Origin of the sequence: Siccirubricoccus deserti (assembly GCF_014283215.1) — a bacterium.
Classification (GTDB): domain Bacteria; phylum Pseudomonadota; class Alphaproteobacteria; order Acetobacterales; family Acetobacteraceae; genus Siccirubricoccus; species Siccirubricoccus deserti.
The window spans coordinates 19794-44251 of the sequence record NZ_JACOMF010000004.1 but is presented as its reverse complement, the minus strand read 5'-3'; the positions used below and the strand labels follow the sequence as shown (position 1 = coordinate 44251).

At 69.6% G+C, this 24458-nt stretch carries 21 protein-coding genes; 9 read left to right on the top strand and 12 right to left on the bottom strand.

The window, feature by feature from the left end; genetic code table 11:
* Positions 1–197: 197 nt before the first annotated feature.
* Positions 198–917 carry an orotate phosphoribosyltransferase gene (locus H7965_RS04965; RefSeq protein WP_186769446.1) on the bottom strand — a complete coding sequence of 240 codons (720 nt, stop codon included), beginning with the start codon at positions 915–917 and terminating at the stop codon, positions 198–200.
* Positions 918–977: 60 nt separating this feature from the next.
* Between H7965_RS04965 and H7965_RS04960 the strand changes: the two genes are divergently transcribed.
* Both H7965_RS04960 and H7965_RS04955 read left to right on the top strand, forming a co-directional pair.
* Complete coding sequence (locus tag H7965_RS04960) at positions 978–1955, top strand: mitochondrial fission ELM1 family protein (RefSeq protein ID WP_186769445.1); 978 nt, start codon at positions 978–980, stop codon at positions 1953–1955.
* Between the two features lie 47 nt (positions 1956–2002).
* Complete coding sequence (locus H7965_RS04955; RefSeq protein WP_186769444.1) at positions 2003–2884, top strand: protein-methionine-sulfoxide reductase heme-binding subunit MsrQ; 882 nt, start codon at positions 2003–2005, stop codon at positions 2882–2884.
* Here the strand turns inward: H7965_RS04955 and H7965_RS04950 are convergent.
* Positions 2856–3836, bottom strand: coding sequence for a phosphoribosylaminoimidazolesuccinocarboxamide synthase (locus H7965_RS04950; protein WP_186769443.1), 981 nt, complete (start codon positions 3834–3836; stop codon positions 2856–2858). The genes H7965_RS04955 and H7965_RS04950 overlap by 29 nt on opposite strands.
* A gap of 118 nt (positions 3837–3954) precedes the next feature.
* Here H7965_RS04950 and H7965_RS04945 point away from each other — a divergent pair, with 118 nt between their 5' ends.
* Both H7965_RS04945 and H7965_RS04940 read left to right on the top strand, forming a co-directional pair.
* On the top strand, positions 3955–5025 hold the full coding sequence (locus H7965_RS04945; RefSeq protein ID WP_186769442.1) for a tartrate dehydrogenase: 1071 nt from the start codon (positions 3955–3957) through the stop codon (positions 5023–5025).
* A 216-nt stretch (positions 5026–5241) separates the two neighbouring features.
* A complete protein-coding gene (locus H7965_RS04940) occupies positions 5242–5490 on the top strand; it encodes a hypothetical protein (RefSeq protein WP_186769441.1) in 249 nt (82 codons plus the stop codon).
* 169 nt (positions 5491–5659) lie between these two features.
* On the opposite strand, the gene cuyB is transcribed toward H7965_RS04940, so the two are convergent.
* Together cuyB and H7965_RS04930 are read right to left on the bottom strand one after the other, a co-directional pair.
* The gene (cuyB, locus tag H7965_RS04935) at positions 5660–6355 is read right to left on the bottom strand and encodes a cysteate racemase (RefSeq protein WP_186769440.1); all 696 of its coding nucleotides are present in this window, start codon (positions 6353–6355) and stop codon (positions 5660–5662) included.
* Between the two features lie 38 nt (positions 6356–6393).
* Positions 6394–6993 carry a hypothetical protein gene (locus H7965_RS04930; protein WP_229682464.1) on the bottom strand — a complete coding sequence of 200 codons (600 nt, stop codon included), beginning with the start codon at positions 6991–6993 and terminating at the stop codon, positions 6394–6396.
* A gap of 569 nt (positions 6994–7562) precedes the next feature.
* Between H7965_RS04930 and H7965_RS04925 the strand changes: the two genes are divergently transcribed.
* Positions 7563–8450: a ribokinase gene (locus H7965_RS04925; protein ID WP_186769438.1), complete on the top strand. Its 888-nt coding sequence runs from the start codon at positions 7563–7565 to the stop codon at positions 8448–8450.
* Here H7965_RS04925 and H7965_RS04920 read toward each other — a convergent pair.
* Positions 8440–9588 carry an Mrp/NBP35 family ATP-binding protein gene (locus tag H7965_RS04920; RefSeq protein ID WP_186769437.1) on the bottom strand — a complete coding sequence of 383 codons (1149 nt, stop codon included), beginning with the start codon at positions 9586–9588 and terminating at the stop codon, positions 8440–8442. The two genes, H7965_RS04925 and H7965_RS04920, sit on opposite strands and share 11 nt — an antisense overlap.
* Before the next feature lie 179 nt (positions 9589–9767).
* Between H7965_RS04920 and hflK the strand changes: the two genes are divergently transcribed.
* The 3 genes from hflK to H7965_RS04905 all read left to right on the top strand — a co-directional run bounded on the left by hflK (position 9768) and on the right by H7965_RS04905 (position 13599).
* Entirely contained in the window at positions 9768–10976 is a 1209-nt protein-coding gene (hflK, locus tag H7965_RS04915; RefSeq protein ID WP_186769436.1) for an FtsH protease activity modulator HflK, read from the top strand.
* A complete protein-coding gene (gene hflC, locus H7965_RS04910) occupies positions 10973–11932 on the top strand; it encodes a protease modulator HflC (RefSeq protein ID WP_186769435.1) in 960 nt (319 codons plus the stop codon). The genes hflK and hflC overlap by 4 nt, the downstream gene beginning before the upstream one ends.
* 104 nt (positions 11933–12036) lie before the next feature.
* Positions 12037–13599 (top strand): DegQ family serine endoprotease, encoded by a 1563-nt coding sequence (locus tag H7965_RS04905; RefSeq protein ID WP_186769434.1) that lies wholly within the window; start codon positions 12037–12039, stop codon positions 13597–13599.
* A gap of 127 nt (positions 13600–13726) precedes the next feature.
* On the opposite strand, the gene hydA is transcribed toward H7965_RS04905, so the two are convergent.
* The 7 genes from hydA to H7965_RS04870 form a co-directional block, all read right to left on the bottom strand.
* On the bottom strand, positions 13727–15181 hold the full coding sequence (gene hydA / locus H7965_RS04900; RefSeq protein WP_186769433.1) for a dihydropyrimidinase: 1455 nt from the start codon (positions 15179–15181) through the stop codon (positions 13727–13729).
* 186 nt (positions 15182–15367) lie between these two features.
* Positions 15368–15634 carry a polysaccharide deacetylase family protein gene (locus tag H7965_RS04895; protein ID WP_186769432.1) on the bottom strand — a complete coding sequence of 89 codons (267 nt, stop codon included), beginning with the start codon at positions 15632–15634 and terminating at the stop codon, positions 15368–15370.
* 168 nt (positions 15635–15802) lie between these two features.
* Positions 15803–18721 (bottom strand): PAS-domain containing protein, encoded by a 2919-nt coding sequence (locus H7965_RS04890; protein ID WP_186769431.1) that lies wholly within the window; start codon positions 18719–18721, stop codon positions 15803–15805.
* Positions 18722–18724: 3 nt separating this feature from the next.
* The gene (locus tag H7965_RS04885) at positions 18725–19840 is read right to left on the bottom strand and encodes a TRAP transporter substrate-binding protein (RefSeq protein WP_186769430.1); all 1116 of its coding nucleotides are present in this window, start codon (positions 19838–19840) and stop codon (positions 18725–18727) included.
* A 286-nt stretch (positions 19841–20126) separates the two neighbouring features.
* A complete protein-coding gene (locus H7965_RS04880) occupies positions 20127–21143 on the bottom strand; it encodes an LLM class flavin-dependent oxidoreductase (RefSeq protein ID WP_186769634.1) in 1017 nt (338 codons plus the stop codon).
* A 60-nt stretch (positions 21144–21203) separates the two neighbouring features.
* Entirely contained in the window at positions 21204–22019 is an 816-nt protein-coding gene (locus H7965_RS04875) for a calcium-binding protein (protein WP_186769429.1), read from the bottom strand.
* A 294-nt stretch (positions 22020–22313) separates the two neighbouring features.
* Positions 22314–23279: an N-carbamoyl-D-amino-acid hydrolase gene (locus H7965_RS04870; RefSeq protein ID WP_186769428.1), complete on the bottom strand. Its 966-nt coding sequence runs from the start codon at positions 23277–23279 to the stop codon at positions 22314–22316.
* 158 nt (positions 23280–23437) lie between these two features.
* On the opposite strand from H7965_RS04870, the gene H7965_RS04865 reads away from it, so the two are divergent.
* Entirely contained in the window at positions 23438–24424 is a 987-nt protein-coding gene (locus H7965_RS04865) for a Bug family tripartite tricarboxylate transporter substrate binding protein (RefSeq protein ID WP_186769427.1), read from the top strand.
* The last annotated feature ends 34 nt before the right edge of the window (positions 24425–24458 follow it).

Here is a 24458-nt window from a genome sequence, read left to right as displayed (position 1 = left end):
CCGGCCGATGCCTCCTGTCCCTGGGTCCCCGATGCCTGCCGCCTGCGGATTCCGCCAACGGGTCCGATCCTCCCTATACCAACGGCCGTTGATCGTGACCGGTCAACGCCCCCCAGTCGCCAAGCGGTTCGCTCCGCAAGCCTGGCCATGCGCCCCTTCGGGCACTCGGCATGAATGGAACATTCATGCCGCCGGGACTACTCCGTGCCCTTGGCCTTCGCCTCGGCCGCCGAGCCGATGCCCCCATGCGCCTGCGACCAGGACACCGGGTCCTCGAGGAATTTCCGCACTTCCTTCAGCGCGCCCTCGGCGAAATAGGGTCGCTCCCGGCACACCTCCAGCACGTCCCACCAGGTGCACAGGTGGTGCAGGCTGAGGTTCATGCCCTTCATCGTCTCGAAGCTGCCGGGGAAGACGCCGTAGTAGAAGACCACGAAGGTGTGGTCGCAAGTGGCGCCGGCGTCGCGCAGTGCCTGGGCGAATTTGATCTTGCTGGCGCCGTCGGTGGTCAGGTCCTCCACCAGCAGGGTATTCTTGCCCTCCGGCACGTCGCCCTCAATTTGGGCGCCGCGGCCGAAGCCCTTCGGCTGCTTGCGGACATAGGCCATCGGCGTTGCCATGCGGTCGGCGATCCAGGCGGCGAAGGGGATGCCCGCGGTCTCGCCGCCGGCGACCACGTCGATGGTCTCATAGCCGATGTGGCGACCGATCTTCTCGACGCCAAGGTCGCAGATCCTGGTGCGGGCGCGAGGGAAGTAGATGATCTTGCGGCAGTCGATGTAGACCGGGCTCTTCCAGCCGCTGGTGAAGGTATAGGGTTCCTCCGGGCGGAAGTTCACCGCCTTGATTTCCAGCAGGATGCGCGCGGTGGTCAGCGCGGCGTCGCGGTCCCAATCGGAAGCATGTTGCATGGCCATGGCGCATTCCCCTGCCGGCGGCGTTCGCCCCCCTCGTAACCGCCGGCCCGGCGGCCGTCCATGAGGGAAGCCACACCCGAAGCACCGCGCCGCGCGGGTCCGGCCACCGACCAGGTCTGGGTCCTGGCCGACCCGCGGGCCGGGACGGCGGCGCAGGCGCTCGGCATCGCCGAGCGGCTGGGCCTCGGCTTCGCCATTCACCCGCTCGCCTGGGGTCCGCTGGCGCGGCTGCCCTGGCCGCTGCCGACCCTGGCCGGGCTGACCGCCGCGGCGCGCGCCGGCCTCGGCGGGCCGCCCTGGCCGCGGTTGGTGCTCTCGGCCGGACGGCGGGCGGCGCCGGTGGCGCTCTGGCTCGGCCGGCGCGGCGCCCGCACCGTGCATTGCATGCGGCCGGGGTTCGGCGCGGCGGCGTTCGATCTGCTGGTCATCGGCCGGCACGATGGCCCGCCGGAGGCGCCGAACATCCTGCCGATCCTCGGCGCCTGCCACCGGCTGGCCCCGGCCCGGCTGGCCGTGGCGCGGGCCGAATGGGCGGCGCTGGCAGCGTTGCCGGCGCCGAGGGTCGCCTTGCTGGTCGGTGGCAAGCCCGGTCGGCAGGGGCCGATGGCGCCTGCCGCCGCCGCCGCCATCGCCGCCCGGGTCGCCGGCTTCGCCGGCAGCGTCATGGCCAGCACCAGCCGCCGCAGCGGCCCCGCCGCCGCCGAGGCCATGGCCATGGCCCTCGCCGGCGTGCCGCACCGGCTGTACCGGGCAGGGGAGGCGGGCCCCAACCCCTATGTCGGCTTCCTCGCCTGGGCGGATGCGGTGGTGGTGACCGGCGACAGCGTCTCCATGCTGTCGGAGGCGCTAGCGACCCTCGCCCCGGTCTTCATCGCCGATCCTGGCGGGCTCGGTTCGCGGCATCGGCGGCTGGCCGAGAGCCTGGTTGCCGCCGGCCAGGCCCGGCCGCTGGCGGCGGCGCCGGCGCCCTTCGCCCGGCCGGCGCTGGACGAGACCGGCAGGGTGGCTGCGGCCATCGCCATTCGAGGCTTGCTGTGAGGGGGGACGGTAACGGGGGCGGCGCATCGGGCGAAAGAGCCAGCATGATGCAGCTTCTTCTCCGCGCCGCCTTCCCGCCGGCGCTGCCCGCCGGCCGCGCCCGCGCCTTCCGCTGGCCCTGGCAGGACCAGCGCCGGCGCTTCTCGGCGACGCGGGCCGTGACTTTCGCCCTGCTGTTGGCCCCGGCCGCCTGGGTAGGTTGGCTGGCGGCGAGCCATGGCCTCGGGCCCGAGCCCTGGAAGGAGGGGCTGCGGGAGATCGGCCTCTGGACCATCAGGCTGCTGCTGGTGACCCTGGCGGTGACCCCGCTGGCGCGCATCCTGGCGCTGCCGCAGCTGGCGGGGCTGCGGCGGATGCTTGGGCTCGGCACCCTGGCCTATGCGCTGCTGCACCTCGGCATGTATGTGGCGAACGAGAATTTCCGGCTGCTTCACATCGGCGCGGAGATCCTGCGGCGCTTCTACCTGACCATCGGCTTCGTCGGATTGCTGGGGCTGGTGGCGCTGGGCTGGACCTCGACCGATGGCTGGGTCCGCCACCTCGGCCGAGGCTGGAAGCGGCTGCACCTGCTGATCTGGCCGATCGCCCTGCTCGGCTGCTTCCACTTCTTCCTGCAGTCGAAATCAGCGCTGTGGGAAGCGGTGCTGGTGGCTGGGCTGCTGGTCTGGCTGCTGGCTTGGCGGCTGCTGCCGGCGGGGTGGCGGGCGCGGCCGCTGGCGCTGCTGGCGCTGGCGCCGGTGGCGGCGCTGGGCGGGGCGCTGATCGAATTCGCCTGGTACGCGCTGGCCACCAACCTGCCGGCGGCGCGTATCCTTGAAGCCAATCTGGATGTCACTTTCGGGCTGCGGCCGGCGCTCTGGGCCGGGGTGGTGGCGCTGGCCGTGCCGCTGCTGGCGGTGCTCAGAAGAAGGGCTGCAGGTTCGCCCTGATGCGGGCCAGCACCGGCTGGTCCCTCGGCGGCAGCGGGAAATCCGTGCCGGTGATGGTTTCGAAGGCCTGGATATAGCGTTGCGCCGCTGCCAGGTTCACCTCGGTGGGGATCTCCGGGACCGGGTCCTTGTAGGGGTCGCAGCGGGCGACCACCCAACGGCGGACGAAATCCTTGTCGAAGCTCTCGGGCGCCTCGCCGGCGGTGAAGCGTTCGGGATAGCTGCCGGCGAACCAGTAGCGGCTGCTGTCCGGGGTGTGGATCTCGTCGGCCAGAACGATCTTGCCATCAGCGTCAAAGCCGAACTCGTATTTGGTGTCGACCAGGATCAGCCCCTGCTTCGCCGCCATCTCCCGCCCGCGGGCGAACAGCGCCAGGGCGCGGGCCGAGACCTCCTCCCACTGCGCCGCGGTCAGCAGCCCGGTGGAGAGGATGCGCTCCGCCGTCAGCTCCTCGTCATGCCCGCCGGCGTCGAAGGCCTTGGTGGTCGGGGTGATGATGGTCGCCGGCAGCTTCTGGTTGGGCCGCAACCCGTCCGGGAAGCGGTGGCCGTACATCTCCCGCCGCCCGGCCTGGTACATGGTGAGGATGGCGGTGGAGGTGGTGCCGGCCAGGTAGTCCCGCACCACCACCTCGACCGGCATGATCGTCAGCCGCCGGCACAGCAGCACATTGGGGTCGGGGTAGCCGATCACATGGTTGGGGCAGAGATCGCCGGTGCGGTCGAACCAGAAGCGGGCGAGCTGGGTCAGCACCTGCCCCTTCAGCGGCACCGCGGTGATAATCCGGTCGAAGGCGCTCAGCCGGTCGGTGGCGATGATGATGCGGCTGCCGTCCGGCAGGTCGTAATTCTCCCGCACCTTGCCACGGTAGTGGTTCGGCAGCTCGGGGATGGCCGCGTCCCGGAGGATGAAATCGGCGTAGGGGGCGAGGCTCTCGGCGGTGTGGGGCATGGCCCGATTTAGGCGATGGCGGGGCCCAAGGGCTAGGGGCGTTACGCGCTACCCCGCCCGGTTGAGCCCCGGCCCCGCCCGCGTCATGCTGCGCGGGAAATCCGGAGGATCTGCCGCCATGGCCCGCAAGCACCGCATCGCCGTCATCCCGGGAGATGGGATCGGCAAGGAAACCACGCCCGAGGGCTTGCGTGTGCTGGACGCCGCCGCCCGCCGCTTCGGCTTCGAGCTGGAGCTGACCCATTACGACTGGTCCTGCGAGACCTATGCGCAGACCGGCAAGATGATGCCGGAGGATGGGCTGGACCGGCTGAAGCAGTCGGACAGCGTCTTCCTCGGCGCCGTCGGCTGGCCCGGGGTGCCGGACCATGTCTCGCTCTGGGGGCTGCTGATCCCGATTCGTCGCGGCTTTGACCAGTATGTGAACCTGCGCCCCTGCAAGCTGCTGCCCGGCGCCACCACGCCGCTGGCCAACCGCGGTCCGGCCGACATCGACTTCTACGTGGTGCGGGAGAATACCGAGGGCGAGTACAGCAGCGTCGGCGGCCGGATGTTCCCAGGCACCGACCGCGAATTCGTCTCTCAGCAATCGATCCTCACCCGCATCGGCTGCGACCGGGTGATGAAATACGCCTTCGAACTGGCGATGACCCGCAAGCGCAAGAAGGTGACCAGCGCCACCAAGTCGAACGGCATCACCTTCACCATGCCCTATTGGGACGAGCGCTTCGCCGAGATGGCGAAGGCCTACCCGGAGGTGACCACCGACCAATTCCACATCGACATCCTCTGCGCGCATTTCGTCCAGCATCCCGACTGGTTCGACGTGGTCGTCGGCTCCAACCTGTTCGGCGACATCCTGAGCGACCTGGGGCCGGCGGTGGCGGGCTCGATCGGCATCGCCGCCAGCGCCAACATCAACCCGGAGAAGACCTTCCCCAGCATGTTCGAGCCGGTGCACGGCTCGGCGCCCGACATCGCCGGCAAGTGGATCTGCAACCCGATCGGCCAGATCTGGTCCGGCGCGATGATGCTGGAGCATCTGGGCGAGAAAGCCGCGGCAGATGCCATCACCGATGCCATCGAGACCATGCTGCGCGACGGCGGCCCGCGGACCCGCGACATGGGTGGCCAGGCGGGCACGGTGGATGTGGGCAAGGCCCTGGCGGAGGTCGTCGGCCGCGGCTGAATCGCGCGGCGGGCGGCCGGTTCGCAGGCCGGTTGAGGAGGCGTGGCGCGCCTGCCTCACCCGGCATCGGATCCCGCCCGTCCATGTGTAGGACCTCTTGCGGCCAAGTGGCTCGGATCAAGCCGCTTTGAGGCTTGTCGAGCCACATCCATGCCGTTAGAGTAACGCGCTATTGCGAATGACTCGCAACTGAGTTGCAGGTGGAGGATTCCGGGAATGGGGCGTTTGGCGACCGACGTCAGTGTCACCCTCCGCCGTTGCGAGCGTGCCGTGGTGACCGCCTACCGCGAACTGCGGGAGACCGGTTCCGACGACCTGATGGCCTTCCGCGCCTGCACCACCCTCTACCGCGTGCACCATCCGGAATCCTCGGTGCAGGAGGCACGGCGCCTGGTCGCCGAATGGATCGACCACCATGTCGTGCGCGGCGATGAGGGCCCGACCGACGGCTGCGACTGCGACTGACGCCGGGCGAAGCGCCAGCGCAGCCCAACACCTCCCTGACCGCCGGAGGTCAGGATCTCCGGTCGGTAGCCTGCATGGCCGCCTCAACCGCTCTCATGCCGATGGCGTGCCGCCGTCGGATGCCTGAACGCAGCACTCGGCCCTCTCAAGGATCGCATCCTTCGCGGCCTCAGCCCCGCGCCCAATCGATGGAGACGCGCGCCAGGGCATCGATGGTGCTGGCCACCGGGAAGGGAAGCGCCGGCCCGGCAGCGATGCCGAGCGGAATCTCGGTGCAGCCGAGCACCACCGCCCGGGCACCGCGCGCCATCAGCGCCGCCGCCACCTCGGCAAGCGGGCCATAAGCCTCCGCTACCCGGTTCGCCTTCACCAGCCCGATCGCCGGCGTGACCTGCCGCGCCATTTCCTCCGGCTCCGGCACCAGGCACTCGTAGCCGCGATCCGCCAGCCGGTCCTGGTAGAGTCGCATCGCCAGGGTGCCGGTGGTGCCCATGACACCGATCGGCCCCGCCCGCACGCCGAGCCGGGCAAGCTCCGCCGCCGCGGCATCAACGATGTGCAGGATCGGCAGGCTGGTCGCTGCCTGCATCTCGTCGAACCAGCCATGCGCGGTGTTGCAGGGGATCGCGATGGCCCCGGCGCCGGCCGCCTCCAGCCCGCGCAGGCCATGCAGCAGGGCGGGCAGGGGGTCCTCGCCGCCCGCCAGCCGGGCGGCGCTCCGGTCCGGGATCCGAGGGTCGGACCACAGCACCGCCGGCACATGGTCCTGGTCACGCTCCGCGGGCGTCAGCAGCGTAAGGCGGACCATGAATTGCGCGCTGGCCAGTGGCCCCATGCCACCCAGCACCCCGAGAATCCGTTGCATCCTATCTGAATCCCCTTCGTCAGAGGGAGCATGCTGCCCTAACCGGGCAGCCGCATGAAGTTGGAGGCTGCGGTCGCGCGCGACATCAGCGCCCGCATGTCCGGATCCTCATGCCCGTGCTCCGCGGTCAGCGCTTCCATCGGACAGAAGAATTCATGTGGCTGCGCCACTTGGCTGCGAGCGAAGCCGTCGTAATGCCGGCTCTTCAGGCCGAAGACCACGCGGACATCACGCACCGGCAGGATCAGCGGCAGCGTCGGTTCGGTCTTCAGCATGCGGATCAGCTGCCACCTGGGCGTGGGGTCGTGCGGCTGCAGCGGCGCCAGCAGCCATGGCACCGGGCAGAAGGCCAGCAGCGAGGAGGTGCTGGGGGCGAAGCGGGAGCGCTTGTCGAGCAGGTTCTGAAACGAGGAGCATGCCTCGATGCAGAGGATGTCCACATAGGGGTCGGTGGAGGAGGTGCTGAAATGCAGCCACAGACCATCGGGCAGGGTCCGCAGTCGGTTGGAGCCAGGCAGCTTGAGGAAAGGATGGGCGGCGATAGAGGGGTCGCCAGGGCGCCCGCGCAGCCAGGTCCCCGGTTGCTTGGGGCTGGCGACCACGCCCGGCGGGCGTTGCGGCCATTTCTTCAGTTGCATTCGGACCAGCTGGTCCATCGCACTATGGGTATAAGACCCTGTAGCCTCGCTCATTGGGAGAGTCCTGCGGAATGAATGCAACCTGATGATATAAGAGAGCGTGAATGATCTGGCATCGCAAGAGTTAATCACCGTGAAATTATAATTCCAGCATATCCCCGGAATGATTTCTTGAACTGCAGTCCTGGTGCTTGAGTGAATTTTGATAAACGCCAAGTAAGCAACTGTAATAAGGCGGTATATGAAAAGGCACCGACCTTGCCCTCGTAGCGTGCCGCTTTCGCAGAGTGACGCAAGCGCAGCGGCAGTCAGCGTGCCGGATCCTGCAGGAGCCGCGGAACCGTGCCAATCCAGTGGCCAGCGCGCTTCCATTCGGCCCATCAGCCTACGCGTGTGACGGGGCCGATCGCAGGCTCCGAGGCGCGAGTCATGTCGTGGAACGAACGCCTCTAAGTTGATTTCCAGAAGGCGATCGGCCTGCTTCCCGGCCACCCGACGAACCGCCGCCCGTGGCCCTGGCGCGCGGCGGGCGTATCGCCTCCGGCCGCGCCGTGCTGTGATGCCCGGGCATGTCCGTGCTCGTCTTCGGCTCCGTCAACACCGACCTCGTCTTTGCCTTGCCGGGCTTGCCGGCGCCGGGCGAAACTGTCCTCAGCCCGCGCCACGCCATGCTGCCGGGCGGCAAGGGCGCCAACCAAGCTGTCGCCGCGGCGCGGGACGGCGCCCCCACCGCCTTCGCCGGCGCGGTGGGCGAGGATGCGCTGGCCGAGGTGGCGCTGTCCGGCCTGCGGGACGCCGGGGTGGATCTCGCCCGCCTCGCCTGGGTCGCGGCGCCGACCGCCTGTGCCGCGGTGCTCGTCGACCCGGCCGGGCGCAACCAGATCGCCGTCGGCAGCGGAGCGAATCGTGAGGCCCGGGCCGCCCAGGTCGAAGCCGCGGCGCTCTCCCCGGGCACCCTCCTGCTGCTGCAGATGGAGGTGCCGGCGGCCGAGAATGCGGCGCTGATCCGCCGCGCCCGCGCCGGCGGCGCACGGGTGCTGCTGAACCTGGCGCCGGCGGCGCCGCTGCCGGCCGATGTGCTCGGGGCGCTCGATCTGCTGATCGCCAATGAGCATGAGGCTGCCTGGCTCGGCACCCAGCTTGGCTGCGGCGCCAGCGCCCCGGCGCTGCACCGGGCGCTCGGCGTGCCGGTGGCGGTAACCTTGGGCGAGGCGGGGGCGGAGGCGGCGACCGCCGCCGGCGTCATCGCCACGCCGGCCTTCCCGGTGCGGGCGGTGGACACCACCGGCGCCGGCGATGCCTGGTGCGGCGTGCTGGCCGCGTCGCTCGATCGCGGCCTGCCGCTGGCGGCGGCGATGCGCCGCGCCTCCGCCGCCGCGGCCCTGGCCTGCACCCGCACCGGCGCGGCGATGCCGCGGGCGGCGGAAACCGAGCGCCTGCTCTCGTCTACTCCATGATGATCCTCGGCCCCGCCGTCGCCGCGCTGCCTTGCAGCTTGGCCCAGAGCCGCGCGGCGATGCGCATGTAGGCGGCCGCCTCCTCGGTCTCCGGCCGCGCCGCGACGATCGGGGTGCCGGCATCGGCCAATTCGCGGATCGCCAGTTTCAGCGGCAGCTCGCCGAGGAATTCCACGCCCATCCGCTCGGCCTCCGCCCGGGCCCCGCCATGGCCGAAGATGTCCGCCCGGTGGCCGCAATTCGGGCAGCAGTAGAAGCTCATGTTCTCGATGACGCCGAGCACCGGCACGTTCACCCGCTCAAACATCTTCACCCCGCGCCGGGCATCGAGCAGGGCCACATCCTGCGGCGTGGAGACGATGACGGCGCCGGCCAGCGGCACCCGCTGTGACATCGTCAGCTGCGCATCACCGGTGCCGGGCGGCATGTCCACCACCATGATGTCGAGCGCGCCCCAGGCCACCTGGCCCATCAGCTGCTCCAACGCGCCCATCACCATCGGGCCGCGCCAGATCATCGGCGTCTCGGCATCCACCAGGAAGCCGATCGACATCGCCTTCAGCCCCCAGCGCTGCAGCGGGATGATCTGCTGCCCCTCGGTGCGCGGCTTCTCCTGCGCCCCGAGCATCTGCGGCAGCGAAGGGCCGTAGATGTCGGCATCCAGCAGCCCGACCCGCAGCCCCTGAGCCGCCAGCGCCACCGCCAGGTTGACCGCCGTGGTGGATTTGCCGACGCCGCCCTTGCCGGATGCGACGGCGACGATCTTCTGCACCTCCGGCAGCAGCATCGGGCCCTGGCCGGCGGGTGCCTTCGCGCCGGGCCGCGATCCGGCCGGGGAGGCGGGCTTCGCGGCCTGGCCGGCGCCGCCGGGCTTCGGCCCCTGCGGCTCGCGATGCGCGGTCAGCACCGCGGTCGCACTCAGCACGCCCGGCACGCCGGCAGCGATCTGCTCGGCCTGCTGGCGCAGCGGCTCCATCTCGCGCGCCCGCTCGCGCGGCACGGCCAGGGCGAATTGCACCATCCCATCGCGTGCCGTGAGGCCCTGCAATACTCCGGCTTCCACCACGTCACGCCCGCTGACGGGGTCGCGGAGCTGCCGCAGTGCCGCCTGGACCGCGTCCACCAGTTGCTCGCCCATCGCTTGAAAAGCTCCCCGCATCCGACAATATCGCGCTGAATAGGGCGCGCCGTCCGCCGGCCGCGTCTCCCGCGGTTCGGCAAGGTGTGTCATATGGCTGGACCCCGCCCAAGCATCCAGCCCCCAAGGCGGGCGCCGGCGGCAACAGCAACGACGACCAGCGGAGGCCGACACATACGATGGCGCTGAACAACGGCGGACCCAGCCCTTGGGGAAACCCCCGACCGGGCGGGCCGTGGGGGACGCCGCCGCCCAGCCCACCAGGTGGTGGCAATCGCGGCCCCGGCGGCCCGGGCCCTGATCTCGACGAGCTGATCCGCAAGGCCCAGGACTGGGTGCGCGGCACGCTGGGTTGGCTGCCCCAGGGCGGCGGCGGCGGCATGGCAGGAGGTGTGCTGTTCGTGCTGCTGCTCGGCGCCTGGCTGGCCTCCGGCATCTACCGGGTGCAGCCGGATGAGCAGGGCGTGGTCCTGCGCTTCGGCGCCTTCAGCAACACCACGCTGCCCGGCCTGAACTACCACCTCCCCTGGCCGATCGAGAGCGTGCAGACCCCACGGGTCACCACCGAGAACCTGGTGTTCATCGGCTATCGCTCCGGCGAGCAGCCGGCTGTGCGCGGCCCGGTCGGGCGTGACGTGCTCGAAGAATCGCTGATGCTGACCGGCGACGAGAACATCATCGATATCGACTTCGTCGTGCGCTGGCGCATCCGCGATGCCGGCGACTTCCTGTTCAACACCCGCAATCCCGAGACCACCATCAAATCGGCGGCCGAGAGCATGATGCGCGAGGTGATCGGCCGCACCCCGATCCAACCAGCGCTGACCGAGGCGCGCGGCCAGATTGAGACCCAGGTGGCCCAGGGCACCCAGGCGATCATGGACCAGTACGGCGCCGGCGTGGCAATCACCCAGGTGCAGCTGCAGAAGGTCGACCCGCCCGCCGCAGTCATCGAAGCCTTCCGCGACGTGCAGCGCGCCGCGGCGGACCGCGAGCGTCAGCGCAATGAGGCCGAGGCCTACCGCAATGATATCATCCCCCGCGCCCGCGGCGAGGCGGAGCGGATGATGCAGGAAGCCCAGGGCTTCCGCGACAGCCAGGAAGCCCGGGCCCGCGGCGAGGCGCAGCGCTTCATCAGCGTGCTCGGCGCTTATCAGCAGGCCCGCGACATTACCATGCGACGGCTCTATCTCGAGACCATGGAGGACATCCTGCGGCGCAATTCGAAGGTCATCGTGGATGACCGGCTGCAGGGGCTGGTGCCCTTCCTCAACCTGGGCGGCGAACCCCTCCCGCAGCAGCGCCCCGCGCCGCCACGCCCAGGGGCACCCACCGCGCCCGCACCGGCACCGAGCGGCCAACGTGGCGTCACGGGGGTGCCGCGATGAACCGCCTGATCATGGTGGCAGGCGTCCTCGTCGTCCTGCTGTTCATCACCGCCTCCTCGCTGTTCACCGTGCACCAGACCCAGCAGGTGCTGATCACCCAGTTCGGCGAGCCGAAGCGGGTGGTGCAGGAACCAGGGCTGAACGTGAAGGTGCCCTTCATCCAGACGGTCATCGGCTTCGACCGGCGGCTGCTGGATTTCGACGCGCCGGGGCAGGAGGTGATTCTCGGTGATCAGCGGCGGATCGTGGTGGACACCTTCACCCGCTACCGTATCACCAACCCGCTGCGCTTCTACCAGACGGTGGGCGCGACCGAGACCGGCATCCGGCTGCGGCTCGGCCCGATCGTCTCCTCCACGCTCCGCAACACCCTCGGCAGCGAGACGCTGCTGGCAGTGCTCTCGGCCGACCGGGCGCGCATCATGGGCGAGATCCGCCAGCGGGTGAACAGCGAGGCGCAGAGCTTTGGCATCGAGGTGACGGATGTCCGCATCCGCCGCGCCGACCTGCCGGAGGAGAACACCCAGGCCATCCTGTCCCGCATGCAGTCGGAACGCGAAAGGGTGGCACGGGAGCAGCGCGCCGAGGGCGCCGAGCAGGCCCAGCGCATCCGCGCCAGTGCCGAGCGCGAGCGCACCGTGCTGCTGGCCGAGGCACAGTCCCAGTCAGAGATCCTGCGCGGCCAGGGCGAGCAGACCGCCATCCGCATCTTCGCCGAAGCCTTCGAGCGTGACCCGGAGTTCTTCCAGTTCTGGCGAACAATGCAGGCCATGCGCGAGGCCTTCTCGGAGGGCGACGCCCGGTTGCTGCTGAGCCCGGATAGTGACTTCTTCCGCTACTTCCGGACCATCCCGCAGATGGGTGATGCTCCGCCCCAGGCCGCCCGCGTCCCAGCGCCGGCGCAACCTGCGGCTACCCTGGCCCCGGCGCAGCCGGCCGCTGCCCCGCCGCAATGAGGCCCGGGCCGGAGGATGTGTCCTCCGGCCCCAGCCTGCCGTAGCCTTCAGGGCGTCGCGGGCGTTCCATACTGCACTGCCGCCCCCAATCCGAGGTGTCCCCGATGCGCCTTCCCCCGCTTGCCGTGGCCGCGCTGATTGCCACACTGCCCCTCGGGCCGGCTTTTGCCCAGGCGCCGGCCAGCCCACCAGCCGCGATACCCCCGGCCGATCCCTCGGCCAATGCGCCGTCGGCCGTGCCGATGCGGGACGCGCCGTCGTCCTTCGCACCGCTCGCCCGGCAACTGCTGCCGTCAGTGGTGAACATCTCGACCACCCAGAATGCGCAGGGCCGCGGCGGCGCTCCACGCCCGGATGCGCCGGATCAGCCGCAGGCCCCGCCCGGCAGCCCTTTCGAGGAATTCTTCCGCGACTTCTTCAATCGCAACCGCCCCGGCCAGCCGGGCAGCCCGGAACAGCAGCGGCCGCGGCGGGCGCAGTCGCTCGGCTCCGGCTTCGTCATCGATGCCTCCGGCATCGTGGTGACCAACAACCACGTCATCGACGGCGCCGACGAGATCAACGTCATCCTGCAGGACAACACCAGCATCCGCGCCGAGCTGCTGGGCACCGACCCGCGTACTGACCTCGCGGTGCTGCGCATCAAGACCGACAAGCCGCTAACCGCGGTGCGCTTCGGCGACAGCGATACCGCACAGGTCGGCGACTGGGTGTTGGCGATCGGCAACCCCTTTGGCCTCGGTGGCACCGTCACCGCCGGCATCGTCTCGGCCCGCGGCCGTGACATCCGCCAGGGGCTCTACGATGACTTCATTCAGACCGATGCGGCGATCAACCGCGGCAATTCCGGTGGCCCGCTATTCAACCTGCAGGGCCAGGTGGTCGGCATCAACACTGCCATCTACTCGCCGACCGGCGGTTCCATTGGCATCGGCTTCTCCATCCCTTCCAACCTGGCGCGCAACATCGTGGCGCAGCTGCAGGAAGGCGGGCGGGTGCGGCGTGGCTGGCTGGGCGTCAACATCCAGCAGGTGACCGACGAGATTGCCGAGAGCCTCGGCCTGACCGGCGGCGGCCGCGGCGCGCTGGTGGCACGGGCGCAGGATGATGGGCCGGCGGCCAAGGGCGGCATCCGCAATGGCGATATCATCCTCCGCTTCAACGGGCAGGAGGTGCGGGAGATGCGCCACCTGCCGCGCATCGTCGCCGACACGCCGGTGGACCGGGAGGTGCCGGTGGTGGTCTGGCGCGACGGCAAGGAGCAGACCCTTTCGGTCACCATCGGCGAGCTGCCGAGCGAGCAGCAGCAAGCCGCGGCGACGCCGCCGGCAGCCAACCGCCCGACTGAGCTGAGCGGCCTTGGCCTGCGGGTCGCGCCGATCACGCCCGAGCTGCGCGACCGGTTCAGCCTGCGGTCGGAGCAGCGCGGCGTGGTAATCATGGAGGTCACGCCAGATAGCCCGGCCGCGGAGCGCGAACTGCGCCCCGGTGACGTGATCGTCGAAGTGCAGCAGGAGCGGGTCGGCACGCCGCAGGAGGTGCAGCAGCGCCTGGAGATGCTGCGCAAGCAGAACCGGCCGAGCGCGCTGCTGCTGATCGAGACCGCGCAGGGCCAGCGCTTCGTGCCGCTGCGGCTGCGCGGCGGGGAGCGCGGCAGCCCAGGTTGAGTCCAGGGCGGATCGTCGTCCCGCCGGGACGACGATCCGCCCGAGCGCATTGTCTTCAGAGCCGGTCGATGCTGCCCTGCAGTGGTCGGTTCCGTTCCGGGGAGAACTCGGGTCTTGCCGGTTCCTGCTACACCGCCACGCCATCCACCGGGTTGAACGGCCCCGGGAAGACGCCGCTTGGCTTGATCATCCCATAGGGACCGCGCGGCAGAAACTGGCCGTGACCCGGCGCGCCGACCACGCGCCCAGCTTCGACCACTGGCACACCGCGGACCAGCGTTGTTTCCGGCCAGCCAGTCACCTCGAAGCCCTCGTAGGGCGTGTGGTCATTAGCGTCCTGCACCGTCGCCGCGGTGATCGTCACCCGCTTCGCCGGATCCCAGATCGCGATATCGGCGTCGCTGCCGATGGCGATGCTGCCCTTCCGTGGGTGCAGGCCGAACAGCTTCGCCGCATGGGTCGCGGTGATGGAGACGAAGGTCGGAAGGTCGATCCTGCCCTTCACCACCCCCTCGCTGAACAGGATCGGCATGCGCGCCGCCAGCCCCGGCACGCCATTGGGGATCCTGGTGAAGGGCGTATCCAGCCCGACCGCGGTCTTGCCGTCCTTGCCGCCGAAGCGGGTCGGGGCGTGGTCGGAGGTGACGTTCTGGATGACTCCGCGGCGGATCATCTCCCACAGCGCCGCCTGATCCGCCTTGGTACGTGGCGCCGGGCTGCAGAGGTATTTCGCGCCCTCGAAGCCTGGCCGGTCGAGGTCCTCGGCGCTCAGCACCAGATACTGGGTGCAGGTTTCGCCCCAGACCTGGACGCCGCGCTGCTGCGCCCGCTCAATCTCCTCGGCGCTCTCGCGACCGCTGACGTGGAAGACCTGGATCGGCACGTCCAACGCCTCCGCCATGGCGCAGACGCGGTGAACGCATTCGCGTTCGACCAGCATCGGCTTGGCCCAGGCGTGATGCACCGGCCGGGTCAGCCCGGCGGCGAGCAGCGCCTGGGTGTAGAAGTCGATCAACTCATGATTCTCGGCATGGATGCAGGTCAGGGCGCCGAGCCGCCGCGCGGTCGCCAGCACCTGCAGCGCCTCGGCATCCGAGATGCGGGCGCCTTCGTAGGTTAGGAAGATTTTGAAGCTGCGGTGGCCCTGCTCGACCAGCTTCGGCAGTTCCTCAGTCAGGATCTCCGGCCGCGGGTCGGTCAACACCATGTGGAAGCTGTAGTCGATGCGGCTTTTCCTGGCCCGCGCATGATGCTCGGCAACGCCCTGGGCCAGCGATCCGCCGCGCGCCTGCCGGGCGAAGCCAATGACGGTGGTGGTTCCCCCCACCGCGGCGGAGGCGCTGCCGGAGGCGAAATCATCGGCATTCACCGTGGGGCCGCCGCGCGGCTCCTCGATATGCGTATGGCTGTCGATGCCGCCGGGCAGCACCAGCTTGCCATCCGCGTCGATCTCGCGCGTCCCGGGGCCGAGGCCACGCGCCAGCGCCACCACCTGGCCATCGGTAATGCCGACATCGGCCGCGAAGACGTCGCTGGCAGTGGCAACCGTGCCGTTGCGGATGACGAGGTCAAACTCAGCCATGAAGAATCCCTCAGTACAACGCCCCAGCGTGGCGTGATGGCGGCTGCCAGGCAAGGACAACCCATTGTCCGCGGTGGTGATCTTTGCGGGGCTGCGGCCACCTTGTCCGCCATGCAGGCTACGGCCGCGGCGAAGCGGCCGAGGATCGCGATGCGGCGCGCCACCGCCTCCGGCCGGAGTCGCGGGTTATACCGGCAGCCCCGAGAGCACCCGCCAATGCCGGGCGATGTCGCAGCGCCTCGTGATCCAGACGCCGGGCTGGCGGGTGACATAGTCCAGCAGCAGTTCCAGCCCACGGATCCGCCCCGCTCGGTTGATAGTGCGCAGGTGCAGCCCGACTGACATCATCTTCGGCGTCGCCCGCGACTCCCGCATCAGCCAGTCGAAGGCGCCAGTGCAGTAGTCGGGAAAATCCTCCGGCCGGACGAAGCCCTGACCCGAGGCAAAGCGCATGTCATTGGTGCCGAAGGCATAGAGCAGTGTGCCAACTGACCAACGCGGCCCCGCCGGCATTTGTCTCACGCTCGCCCGTGAACGAGGTCTGCCTCCAAGACGCAGCGGTATCGGCGTCGGGGTGGCAGCGGGTGCGGAGGAGCAGGGCGCCGCACGGATAAGGTGGGATCAGGCTGCGGCGTTGTCCGCCTGCTCCGCCTTCAGCCGCCCCATCGCCTCGTCCAGCGCCTCCAGCGACTCGGCGGCGATCGCCAGGACCATCTCCCGCAGCGCCAGCCGTTCATCCGGCGGCAGGTGCTGTGCCTCGGACTGCAGGTGGCGTGCCGCGGCGGCAAGACGGTTGGCGCCGAGCGTCGCCGCCGCCCCGGCCAGGCGATGCGCCGCCGGGAGCACCGCCTGCTCCGGCACCGCCTCGGCAGATGCCGTGGCCAGCGCCTCCGCTGCAGCGCGAATCTCGCTGATGAACTCCGGCGCCAGCCGCAGCGCCGCCTTGTCATCGAGCCCCGGCAGTGCCAGCGGCGCGCTGCCGCGCCGGGTCAGTACCGGCAGGGTGAGGAAATCCATCGCTGTCCCCTGGGTTGGTTGGTCCTCGGCCTCGCGCGGCTCCTCGGTCAGGCGGTCGAGCGCTGTCAGCAACGCCTCGCGCTCGATCGGCTTGGCCAGGTGCGCATTCATCCCGGCCTTGCGGCAGGCCTCGACATCCTCGGCGAAGGCACTGGCCGTGACCGCCAGGATCGGCACCTCGGCCTGCGCACCCGGTAGGGCGCGGATCCGGCGTGTGGCCTCCAGCCCATCCATCCCGGGCATCATCACATCCATCAGCACTACGTCAAAGTGCCGCCCATCGTAGCCACCGGTCACCGCCTGCACGGCCTGGACGCCATCGTTCACGCAATATGCCTGATGGCCAGCGGATTCGAGCAGCGCGCGCGCCACCGCCAGATTGGCTGGCACGTCATCCGCGACCAGGACCAGCAATGGCGCCCGGGTGACCGTGGCCGGCTGCAACTCCGGCTGGTCCGGCATGTCCGCCGGTAGCAGCGGCACCTCGACCCAGAACATCGCCCCCTGGCCCGCCGGATTGGCGCCGCAGCCGATCCTGCCATCCATCTGCCCGGCGATGCCGGCGGCGATGGCGAGGCCGAGTCCGGTGCCGCCCATCCGGCTGCCGCTATCGAGCTGAACGAAATCGCCAAACACCGCGCGCCGCTGCGCCTCCGGCACGCCCGGGCCGGTGTCCCGTACCTCCAGGCGCACCAGGACCCGTCCCTCGGCATCGATGTCAGGCAGCCGCTGCGCGGACAGTTCCACCGTGCCGCCGGCGGGGGTGAACTTCACCGCATTCGACAGCAGGTTCAGCAGCAGTTGCTGCATCCGGGTGCGGTCGACCTCCACCGCGTGCGGCAGCGTGGCATCATGCAGCACTGCCAGGGTGACGTGCTTCTCCTCCGCTGCCGGGCGGATCAGTGCGGCGCAGCTTTCCAGCACCTCCCGCACCCTCGCCGGTACCAGCTTCAGCTCAAGACGGCCGGCTTCGACCTTGGCCAGGTCCAGCACGTCATTGGCGACCGCGACCAAGTGGCGCCCGGCGGTTTCCAGCGTGCGCGCCCTGGCCTGCTGCTCGCCGGACAGGCCGGGGTCGCGCGCCAGCGCCTGGGCAAGGCCGAGCACGCCGTTGAGCGGGGTGCGCAGCTCATGGCTCATCCGCGCCAGAAAGCGCGACTTCGCCTCAGTGGCAGCCGCTGCCGCATCGCGCGCCTGGGCCAGATCGGCCATGGCATGCTTCAGCGCGGTGATGTCGGTGCGGATGCCGACGGTACCGCCATCCGGCGTGCGGCGCTCCGTCACCAAGATCCAGCGGCCATCCGGCAGCAGACGTTCCATGCTCGGCTGATCGTTGCGGTGCCAGGCGCAGATGCTGGCGACGAAGCGCTCGTGGTCCGCCCCGGCCTGCGGGTACTGGCCGAGGCGGGCACCTTCGCGGATGATGTCCTCGAACAGGGCGCCCGGCACGATGAAGGGGGCGCTGACGGCGTAGAGATCGCGGTAGCGCTGGTTGCAGATCACCAGGCGGTCATCGGCATCGAACATCACGAAGCCGTCCGGCATCGTCTCGATGGCGCTTTCCAGCACCGCCCGCGCCCGCGCCCGTTCGGCATCTATCTTCTCGCGTTGCCGCAGTGCCGTGTTGAGCGCCAGTGCCAGCAGCAGCAGCAGCGCGGCGATGCCGCTGGCGACGCCGAACAGACGCCGGCGATCCAGGGTCCAGCCGGCGAAGGCGTAATCCGCCTCATAGCTGGCGACGACATGCACCTCGCGATAGAGCGTCGGCCGGGCGGCGGCGAAGACCTCGTCGCCGGAGAAACGGCCGGGCATCAGCACCGCGCTGCCATCGGCCGGCAGAGTCGTCGGTGGCCGTTCCAGGCGGCGGCCCATCCGCGGCTCGTCATGCGGCAGCACCGCCAGGACGGTGCCATCCGCCCGCTCCACCGTCATCCGCACGCCGGGCATCTCACCGATCGGCGACAGCAGGGTGGCAATCAGGGTCAGCGGCACCTCGGCCACGGCGATGAGTTCGCCGGTTCCGGTCAGCGAGATGGCGCGCAGGAAGAACAGCGCCCATTCGCCGGTCAGCGGGTTGCGGGCCGGCCCGCTGACCACCGCCGCACCGATCTGCCGCGCCTCGGCCAGCCGCTCCGGATCCAACGGCAATGCCCGGCCGCGTGAGGCGGCGAGGGCCGATGCCCAGGGCTCGCCGTCCGGGCGCACCAATACCATGTCGCGAAAGTTGAAATTCTGGAAATTCAACTCGCGCAGAAGCCGGCTCGCCTCGCCAGAGTCCAGCCGCTCATCGCGCACGACCTGGCCAAGCACCGCGGGCAGCCCTGCCATGGTGCCGTCGACGGCCAGGAACTGCCGGTTTATGGTGCTTTCGATCACCCGGGCGACACGTTGCACGGTCTGCCGCGCGGTCAACTCGGCGGTGTTGCGCATCCGTTCGACGAGCAGATGCGTGCCGATCGCCAGGGCGACCAGCAGCAATGCGGTGGTAATCCCAACCGTCAGGCGAAGGCGGCGGGCCTGCATGCTTCAGTTGGCCGTGGCGCGCAGCCCGCGAACGGGCGCGATGTAGCGGTTCCACGACGTGGCGCATTCATTGCCGCACCGCTGCACCCAGGCCGGCAGCACGGTGTCGCGGAGCAGCTGGGCCCGTAGCGCCTGATCCTCCGGCGTGTCCTCCACTATGGTCATGCGGCCGCGCCGGCCGGCGGTGCAACTCGGCGCACCGGCGTTGCAGAGGAGGCCGTCTTCGGTTTCCCGTACGGCGGCTTGCCAGATCTCCTCCTGAAGATGGGTAAGCTCCTGGCGTAGCGTGACCTGCAGATCGGGGGGCAGCCGGTTCCAGGCGGCCTGGTTGGCGCCGAAGACCGAGACGCCCCAGCTGATGGCCGCGCGGTAGATATGCGTCGTGACCTCATGCAGCCCGATGGTGTTGCCTGAGAGCGTCCCGGTGATGGCGCATTCGACAACCCCGGAGCGAATGGCCGAAACGATTTCCGCAAAGGGTACCACGATCGGCACGGCGCCAAGGCCAGTCACGAGTTCGGATTGACCGACCGAGGAGACCCGGATCCGCCTTCCGGCCAGGTCGCCGAGACCATTGAAGGCCTTTTGGCAGAACATCGTCTGCGCCGGATAGGTATAGATCGCCAGCAATTCGACATTATAGCGAGTCCGTAGCAGGGCTTCGATGCGGGGCCGCCAGAGAGTGATGGTCTCCTGCAAGGTCGCGTGGTCCGGGTTCAGCACCGGCAGATCAATGGCGTTGAGTTCCGGCTCGTCGGACGACGCGAGGCCGAGCAGCGTGGTAGCGAAGGGCACGACGCCAAGGCGCAGCAATTGCAGGGTTTCCTGCCCGCGCACCCCGCTGCGGTCGAAGGGGGTTATCTCCGCATGGATCCGGCCGCCGGTGACCTCGGGCACGCGCTTGGTCCAGAACGGCGCTTCGAAGGCCACGTACTGGCTGACGCCGGCCAGGCCGCCGAGGATCTTGACCCTGATCGGACCGCCTTCGGCCGCCGGCACCGGCGTTGCGGCGCAGCCGATGGCGATTGCCAGGCCGCCCAGCAATGCCCGGCCCATCCGGCGGACAGCGGCGAAGCGGGGCGGCCGAAAACCCCTTTGTTCAGGCGGGTCTGTTCGCATGTCACCATCATAACGCGAAACCAACCTTGGGTGCTCTCAACTTTTGAGGGCGGTTTGGCGTTCCTGTTTTTCCAATAGAGGCCGATGCCGGCAGAAGCATACGCGAAGTTGCCGCCCCGTCGATGTCGTTCTGCGGGCCCTGAGGCGAGGGTCGACCGGTGATGGATGAGGCGACAGGCACCGCACCGGTCGTGGCCGGCGTCTCGGCTCGGCCGGGGACGTGGCGAGGTGGCGAGCGAGCCGCCATCCCGGCTGGTTGGCATGGCTGCGCCGGCATGAGGCAGGCTTAGCCGGGGTTGCCTCCGGCGGTGGCCACGGCCTCCCGCAGCATCGCAGCCTCGGCGGTAATGGCGAAAGACCGCAGCCGCGCGGCTGGATCATGGATCTGCGCGGTTACCATCAGTTCATCCGCGCCGGTTCGCTCGGCGAATTCGGCTAATCCCTGGCGAATCGCCTCAGGCCCACCGACCACGGAGCAGGCCAGCGCATTCTCCAGCATGTTGCGCGCCGCTGGGTCGGGCGTGAAACCCTCGACCGGCGCGGGCAGCTTGCCGGGGCGGCCGCGGCGGAGATTGATGAAGGCCTGCTGCAACGAGCTGAACAGGCGCCGCGCCTCGGCATCGGTGTCGGCGGCGAAGACGTTGACGCCGAGCATGACGCAGGGCGCGGCAAGCTGCGCGGAGGGGCGGAAGCGCTCGCGGTACACCGTCATCGCCTCCCACATCATGGCCGGGGCGAAATGCGAGGCGAAGGCGAAGGGCAGTCCCAGCATGGCCGCAAGCTGGGCGCCATAGGTCGAGGAGCCGAGGATCCAGATTGGCACCTCCAGCCCGGCGCCGGGCACCGCCTGCAAGGCCTGGCCTGGTTCGGCCGGGCGGAAGTAGTTCATCAGTTCGATGACATCCTGCGGGAAGCGATCGGCATCGCCATCGAGGTTGCGCCGCATCGCCCGTGCCGCCGCCATGTCCGATCCCGGCGCGCGGCCGAGGCCAAGCTCCACCCGGCTTGGATGCAGCGCCGCCAGCGTGCCGAATTGCTCGGCGACCAGCAGCGGCGCGTGGTTCGGCAGCATGATGCCTCCGGCGCCGATCCGGATGCGGCTGGTGCCGGCGCCGATATGCGCCAGCGCCACCGCGGTCGCCGCGCTGGCGATGCCCGGCATGTTGTGGTGTTCCGCCATCCAGTAGCGGCGGTAGCCGAGCGCTTCGGCATGGCGCGCCAAGCCGAGGGAGTTGCGCAGCGCATCCCCGGCGTCGCTGCCTTCGGGGATTGGCGAGAGGTCGAGGACCGAGAGCGGGATCATCCCGCCGATATAGGGTGCCGGCGGGTGGGCTGCACGCCCGCCCGCCGCTCCGGACACCGATCAGATAATCTTCACGAAATGATTGAGGTGGCTCAGGAAATCCTCGGCGCCGATGCCTTCGATGCGAATGCTGTCGCCGCCGATGGTGATCATGGTGTGGTGGCCGCTCCCGCTGACGAATTTCGCCAGGTCGGCCGTCTTGTAGATGCCGGAGCCGTTGATGTCGGCCGAAATCACCAACTGGTCGCCGCGCCCGAAGCCGCCGATGAGGTCATGCCCGAAGCCGCTTTCGAAGCGAAAGACATCGCTGCCCTGGCCGCCGAGCATCGCATCATTGCCGCCGCCGCCGACGAGGGTGTCGCCGCCGCTGCCGGCCAGCAGCAGATCGTTGCCATCGCCACCATAGAGCATGTCGCCGCCATTGCCGCCGACAAGGATGTCATTGCCGTCGCGGCCGAGCAGCAGGTCGGCGCCATTGCCGCCGATGAGGATGTCGTTGCCCTCGCCGCCGTCCAGCGTGTCGTCGCCATTGCCGCCGAGGAGGGTGTCCCGGCCACTATCCCCGGTGATCCGGTCATCACCCTGCTGGCCATCGATGTAGTCGTTGCCGCCGCCGGCGTTGATGCTGTCCTCGTTCTTGCCGCCCAGGACGGTGTCGTTGCCGTTGCTGCCCCAGACGGTGTCCTCGCCCCGGCCGAGGATCACCCGGACGCCATCCGCCGCGAAGCGGGCATCGACGATGTTCGACCCGGAGTGGTCGGAGATGTCGAGGAGGATGCCCGGGGTTTCGAGGTGGTAGTAGGCGTCACTGGATCGGGGGATGTCGTCGAGCCCGACGACGGCCCCGCCGCCGATGACTGATGCGTAATCGACCATACCGGACAGGTCCCATTCTGGGTGCGCCATCGCATCGCGCGAAAGCTATGTCCGACATACAACTTATGATTGATGATCGGTAAATCGACTCGCTTAAAAATAAAATTTGCGACCTGCAGCCCTGCCAAAGCAGGGGAGTGCCAGCGCGGTAGGGAATGCCGAGCAACGGCCCCACCCATTGCCCAGTGGGTATGTGGTACAGTTGTCCAGGCGCGGCGTTCGGTGGACAGCTCGCGGGGGCCGGTGCACCGGCGCCGGATGCGGCCGTGGCGCAGCCCCGGCCGGTGGCTCGCGCTACCTGCCCGTGGGGGTCCAGACCGCCGGGGCCTCGCTGCCGGTCTGGGCGGTGATCCGGCCATAGGCCTCCGGCCGCCGGTGGCGGGCGAAGTTGAAGATGGTACTGCGGCCGAGAGCGCACATTTCCAGGTCGCAGTCGGCGATGATCAGCTCATCCCCCCAGCTGGTCGCCTGGGCCATGATCTCACCCTGCGGGTTGACGATAATGGAATGGCCGAACAGCTCATGCCCATCCTCGTCGCCCGCCTTGGCGACGCCGGCGGCGAAGCAGGCATTCTGGTAGCAGCCGGCCTGGATCGAGAGGTGGCTGTGGAAGACCCGCAGGTGGTGTGCCTCGAAGCCGCGGTTCTCCATGTTCAGGCTCGGCGTGTTGTAGCCGAGCATCACCAGCTCCACCTGCTGCAGCCCGAGCACCCGCCAGGCCTCGGGCCAGCGGCGATCGTTGCAGATCAGCATGCCGATGTTGACCTGGTTGGCGCCGACCGGGGCGCGCACCACGGGGAAGCCGAGGTCGCCCACCTCGAAATAGCGCTTCTCCAGATGCTGGACCTTGCGCTGCGGGTCGTATTCCTTGTGCCCGGGCAGGTGCACCTTGCGGTACTTCAGCGCCACCTCGCCCGAGGGATGGACATAGACCGCGGTGTTGAAGCGGCGGCCATCCGGCGTCTTCTCGGCATAGCCGAGATGGAAGCCGATGCCGTATCTGCGCGCCGCCTCGAACAGCGGGGCGGTGGCATTGGAGGGCAGCGCCGTCTCATACCAATGGTCGGCGTTCGCCAGATCCTCCTCGTACCAGCGGGGGAAGAAGGTGGTCAGCGCGAGTTCCGGGAAGACCACCACCTCGGCACCACGCTGATGGGCCTTCTCCATCAGCCGGACCATGCGGCCGATGGCGACGTCACGGCCCTCGGCACGCTGGATGGGGCCGAGCTGGGCGGCGGCGAGAGTGAGGCGGCGGGTCATGGCGGCATCCTGCGCTGGGGTGGCAAGGCATCGCACCCGGCGGGGCAGGGGGCAAGCGGGCGCGGCGAAGCGCCTGGCCGCGCCCCGGCTGTCTAATCCGCGCCGCCCCGGTGACAATCCACTGGCCTTCCGGCATGTGCACCGCCAGGAGGACCGCCATGCCCATGTCCCGCCGCGCCCTGCTCGCGCTGCCCGCCACCCTTCCGCTCGCCCGTCCCGCCCTGGCCCAAGGGAGCGCCGCCGGGGATTTCCCCACCCGCCCGCTGCGCATGATCATCCCCTTCCCGCCGGCCGGCGGCAGCGACATCCTCGGTCGTCTGCTGGCCCAGCGGATGGGTGAGGCGCTGGGTCAGCCGGTGGTGCCGGAGAACCGCGCCGGCGCCGGCGGCAACATCGGCACCGATGCCGCGGCCAAGGCAGCGCCGGATGGCTACACGCTTGTCACGGTGTTCAACACCATCGTGGTCAACCAATTCGTCTTCCGCACCATGCCCTTCGACCTGAAGCGGGACCTGGTGCCGGTCGGCCGCGTCGCCCTGGCGCCAACCGTCATCGCCGGCGGGCCGAAGCTGCGCGCCGCCAACCTGGCGGAGGTGGTGGAGATCACCCGCCGCCAGCCGGGCCTGCTGAACCACGGCACGCCGGGTCTCGGCACCATCACCCATGTCTCGGCCGAACTCATGGATTCGATGTCGGGCGGCAAGCTGACGCATGTGCACTACCGCGGCACCGGCCCGGCGGTGACGGCGGCGGTCAGCGGCGAGGTGGAGCTGGTCTCCGCGCCGCTCTCGGCGGTGGATGAGCTGATCAAGGCCGGCCGGCTGCGCGCCCTCGGCAACCTCGCGGGGCGGCCGAGCCCGCTGATGCCCGGTGTGCCGACAGTGGCCGAGGCGGCGAATCTGCCGGGCTATGCCGTGGATAATTGGGGCGCGGTGCTGGCGCCCGCCGGCGTGCCGGCGCCGGTGATGGCGAAGCTCTCCGCGGCGCTGCGCCAGGCGGTGGACACGCCGGAAGGCAAGGCGGCGTTGGCGGCGCGTGGCATCGAGAGCGCCTGGGCGGATGGCCCGACGGTGACGCGCATCATCGAGGAGGATAGTGCGCGGTGGGAGCCGGTGATCCGTAAGGCGGATATCCGGGTGGAATGAGGCCCGGAGCGGTGCCGCCTGCCGTGGCGCGGCA

Coding starts and splice junctions, on each gene's coding strand:
- H7965_RS04965 (WP_186769446.1), bottom strand. CDS start 917: ATGGCCATGCAACATGCTTCCGATTGGGACCGCGACGCCGCGCTGACC.
- H7965_RS04960 (WP_186769445.1), top strand. CDS start 978: ATGAGGGAAGCCACACCCGAAGCACCGCGCCGCGCGGGTCCGGCCACC.
- H7965_RS04955 (WP_186769444.1), top strand. CDS start 2,003: ATGCAGCTTCTTCTCCGCGCCGCCTTCCCGCCGGCGCTGCCCGCCGGC.
- H7965_RS04950 (WP_186769443.1), bottom strand. CDS start 3,836: ATGCCCCACACCGCCGAGAGCCTCGCCCCCTACGCCGATTTCATCCTC.
- H7965_RS04945 (WP_186769442.1), top strand. CDS start 3,955: ATGGCCCGCAAGCACCGCATCGCCGTCATCCCGGGAGATGGGATCGGC.
- H7965_RS04940 (WP_186769441.1), top strand. CDS start 5,242: ATGGGGCGTTTGGCGACCGACGTCAGTGTCACCCTCCGCCGTTGCGAG.
- cuyB (WP_186769440.1), bottom strand. CDS start 6,355: ATGCAACGGATTCTCGGGGTGCTGGGTGGCATGGGGCCACTGGCCAGC.
- H7965_RS04930 (WP_229682464.1), bottom strand. CDS start 6,993: ATGCAACTGAAGAAATGGCCGCAACGCCCGCCGGGCGTGGTCGCCAGC.
- H7965_RS04925 (WP_186769438.1), top strand. CDS start 7,563: ATGTCCGTGCTCGTCTTCGGCTCCGTCAACACCGACCTCGTCTTTGCC.
- H7965_RS04920 (WP_186769437.1), bottom strand. CDS start 9,588: ATGGGCGAGCAACTGGTGGACGCGGTCCAGGCGGCACTGCGGCAGCTC.
- hflK (WP_186769436.1), top strand. CDS start 9,768: ATGGCGCTGAACAACGGCGGACCCAGCCCTTGGGGAAACCCCCGACCG.
- hflC (WP_186769435.1), top strand. CDS start 10,973: ATGAACCGCCTGATCATGGTGGCAGGCGTCCTCGTCGTCCTGCTGTTC.
- H7965_RS04905 (WP_186769434.1), top strand. CDS start 12,037: ATGCGCCTTCCCCCGCTTGCCGTGGCCGCGCTGATTGCCACACTGCCC.
- hydA (WP_186769433.1), bottom strand. CDS start 15,181: ATGGCTGAGTTTGACCTCGTCATCCGCAACGGCACGGTTGCCACTGCC.
- H7965_RS04895 (WP_186769432.1), bottom strand. CDS start 15,634: ATGCGCTTTGCCTCGGGTCAGGGCTTCGTCCGGCCGGAGGATTTTCCC.
- H7965_RS04890 (WP_186769431.1), bottom strand. CDS start 18,721: ATGCAGGCCCGCCGCCTTCGCCTGACGGTTGGGATTACCACCGCATTG.
- H7965_RS04885 (WP_186769430.1), bottom strand. CDS start 19,840: ATGCGAACAGACCCGCCTGAACAAAGGGGTTTTCGGCCGCCCCGCTTC.
- H7965_RS04880 (WP_186769634.1), bottom strand. CDS start 21,143: ATGATCCCGCTCTCGGTCCTCGACCTCTCGCCAATCCCCGAAGGCAGC.
- H7965_RS04875 (WP_186769429.1), bottom strand. CDS start 22,019: ATGGTCGATTACGCATCAGTCATCGGCGGCGGGGCCGTCGTCGGGCTC.
- H7965_RS04870 (WP_186769428.1), bottom strand. CDS start 23,279: ATGACCCGCCGCCTCACTCTCGCCGCCGCCCAGCTCGGCCCCATCCAG.
- H7965_RS04865 (WP_186769427.1), top strand. CDS start 23,438: ATGCCCATGTCCCGCCGCGCCCTGCTCGCGCTGCCCGCCACCCTTCCG.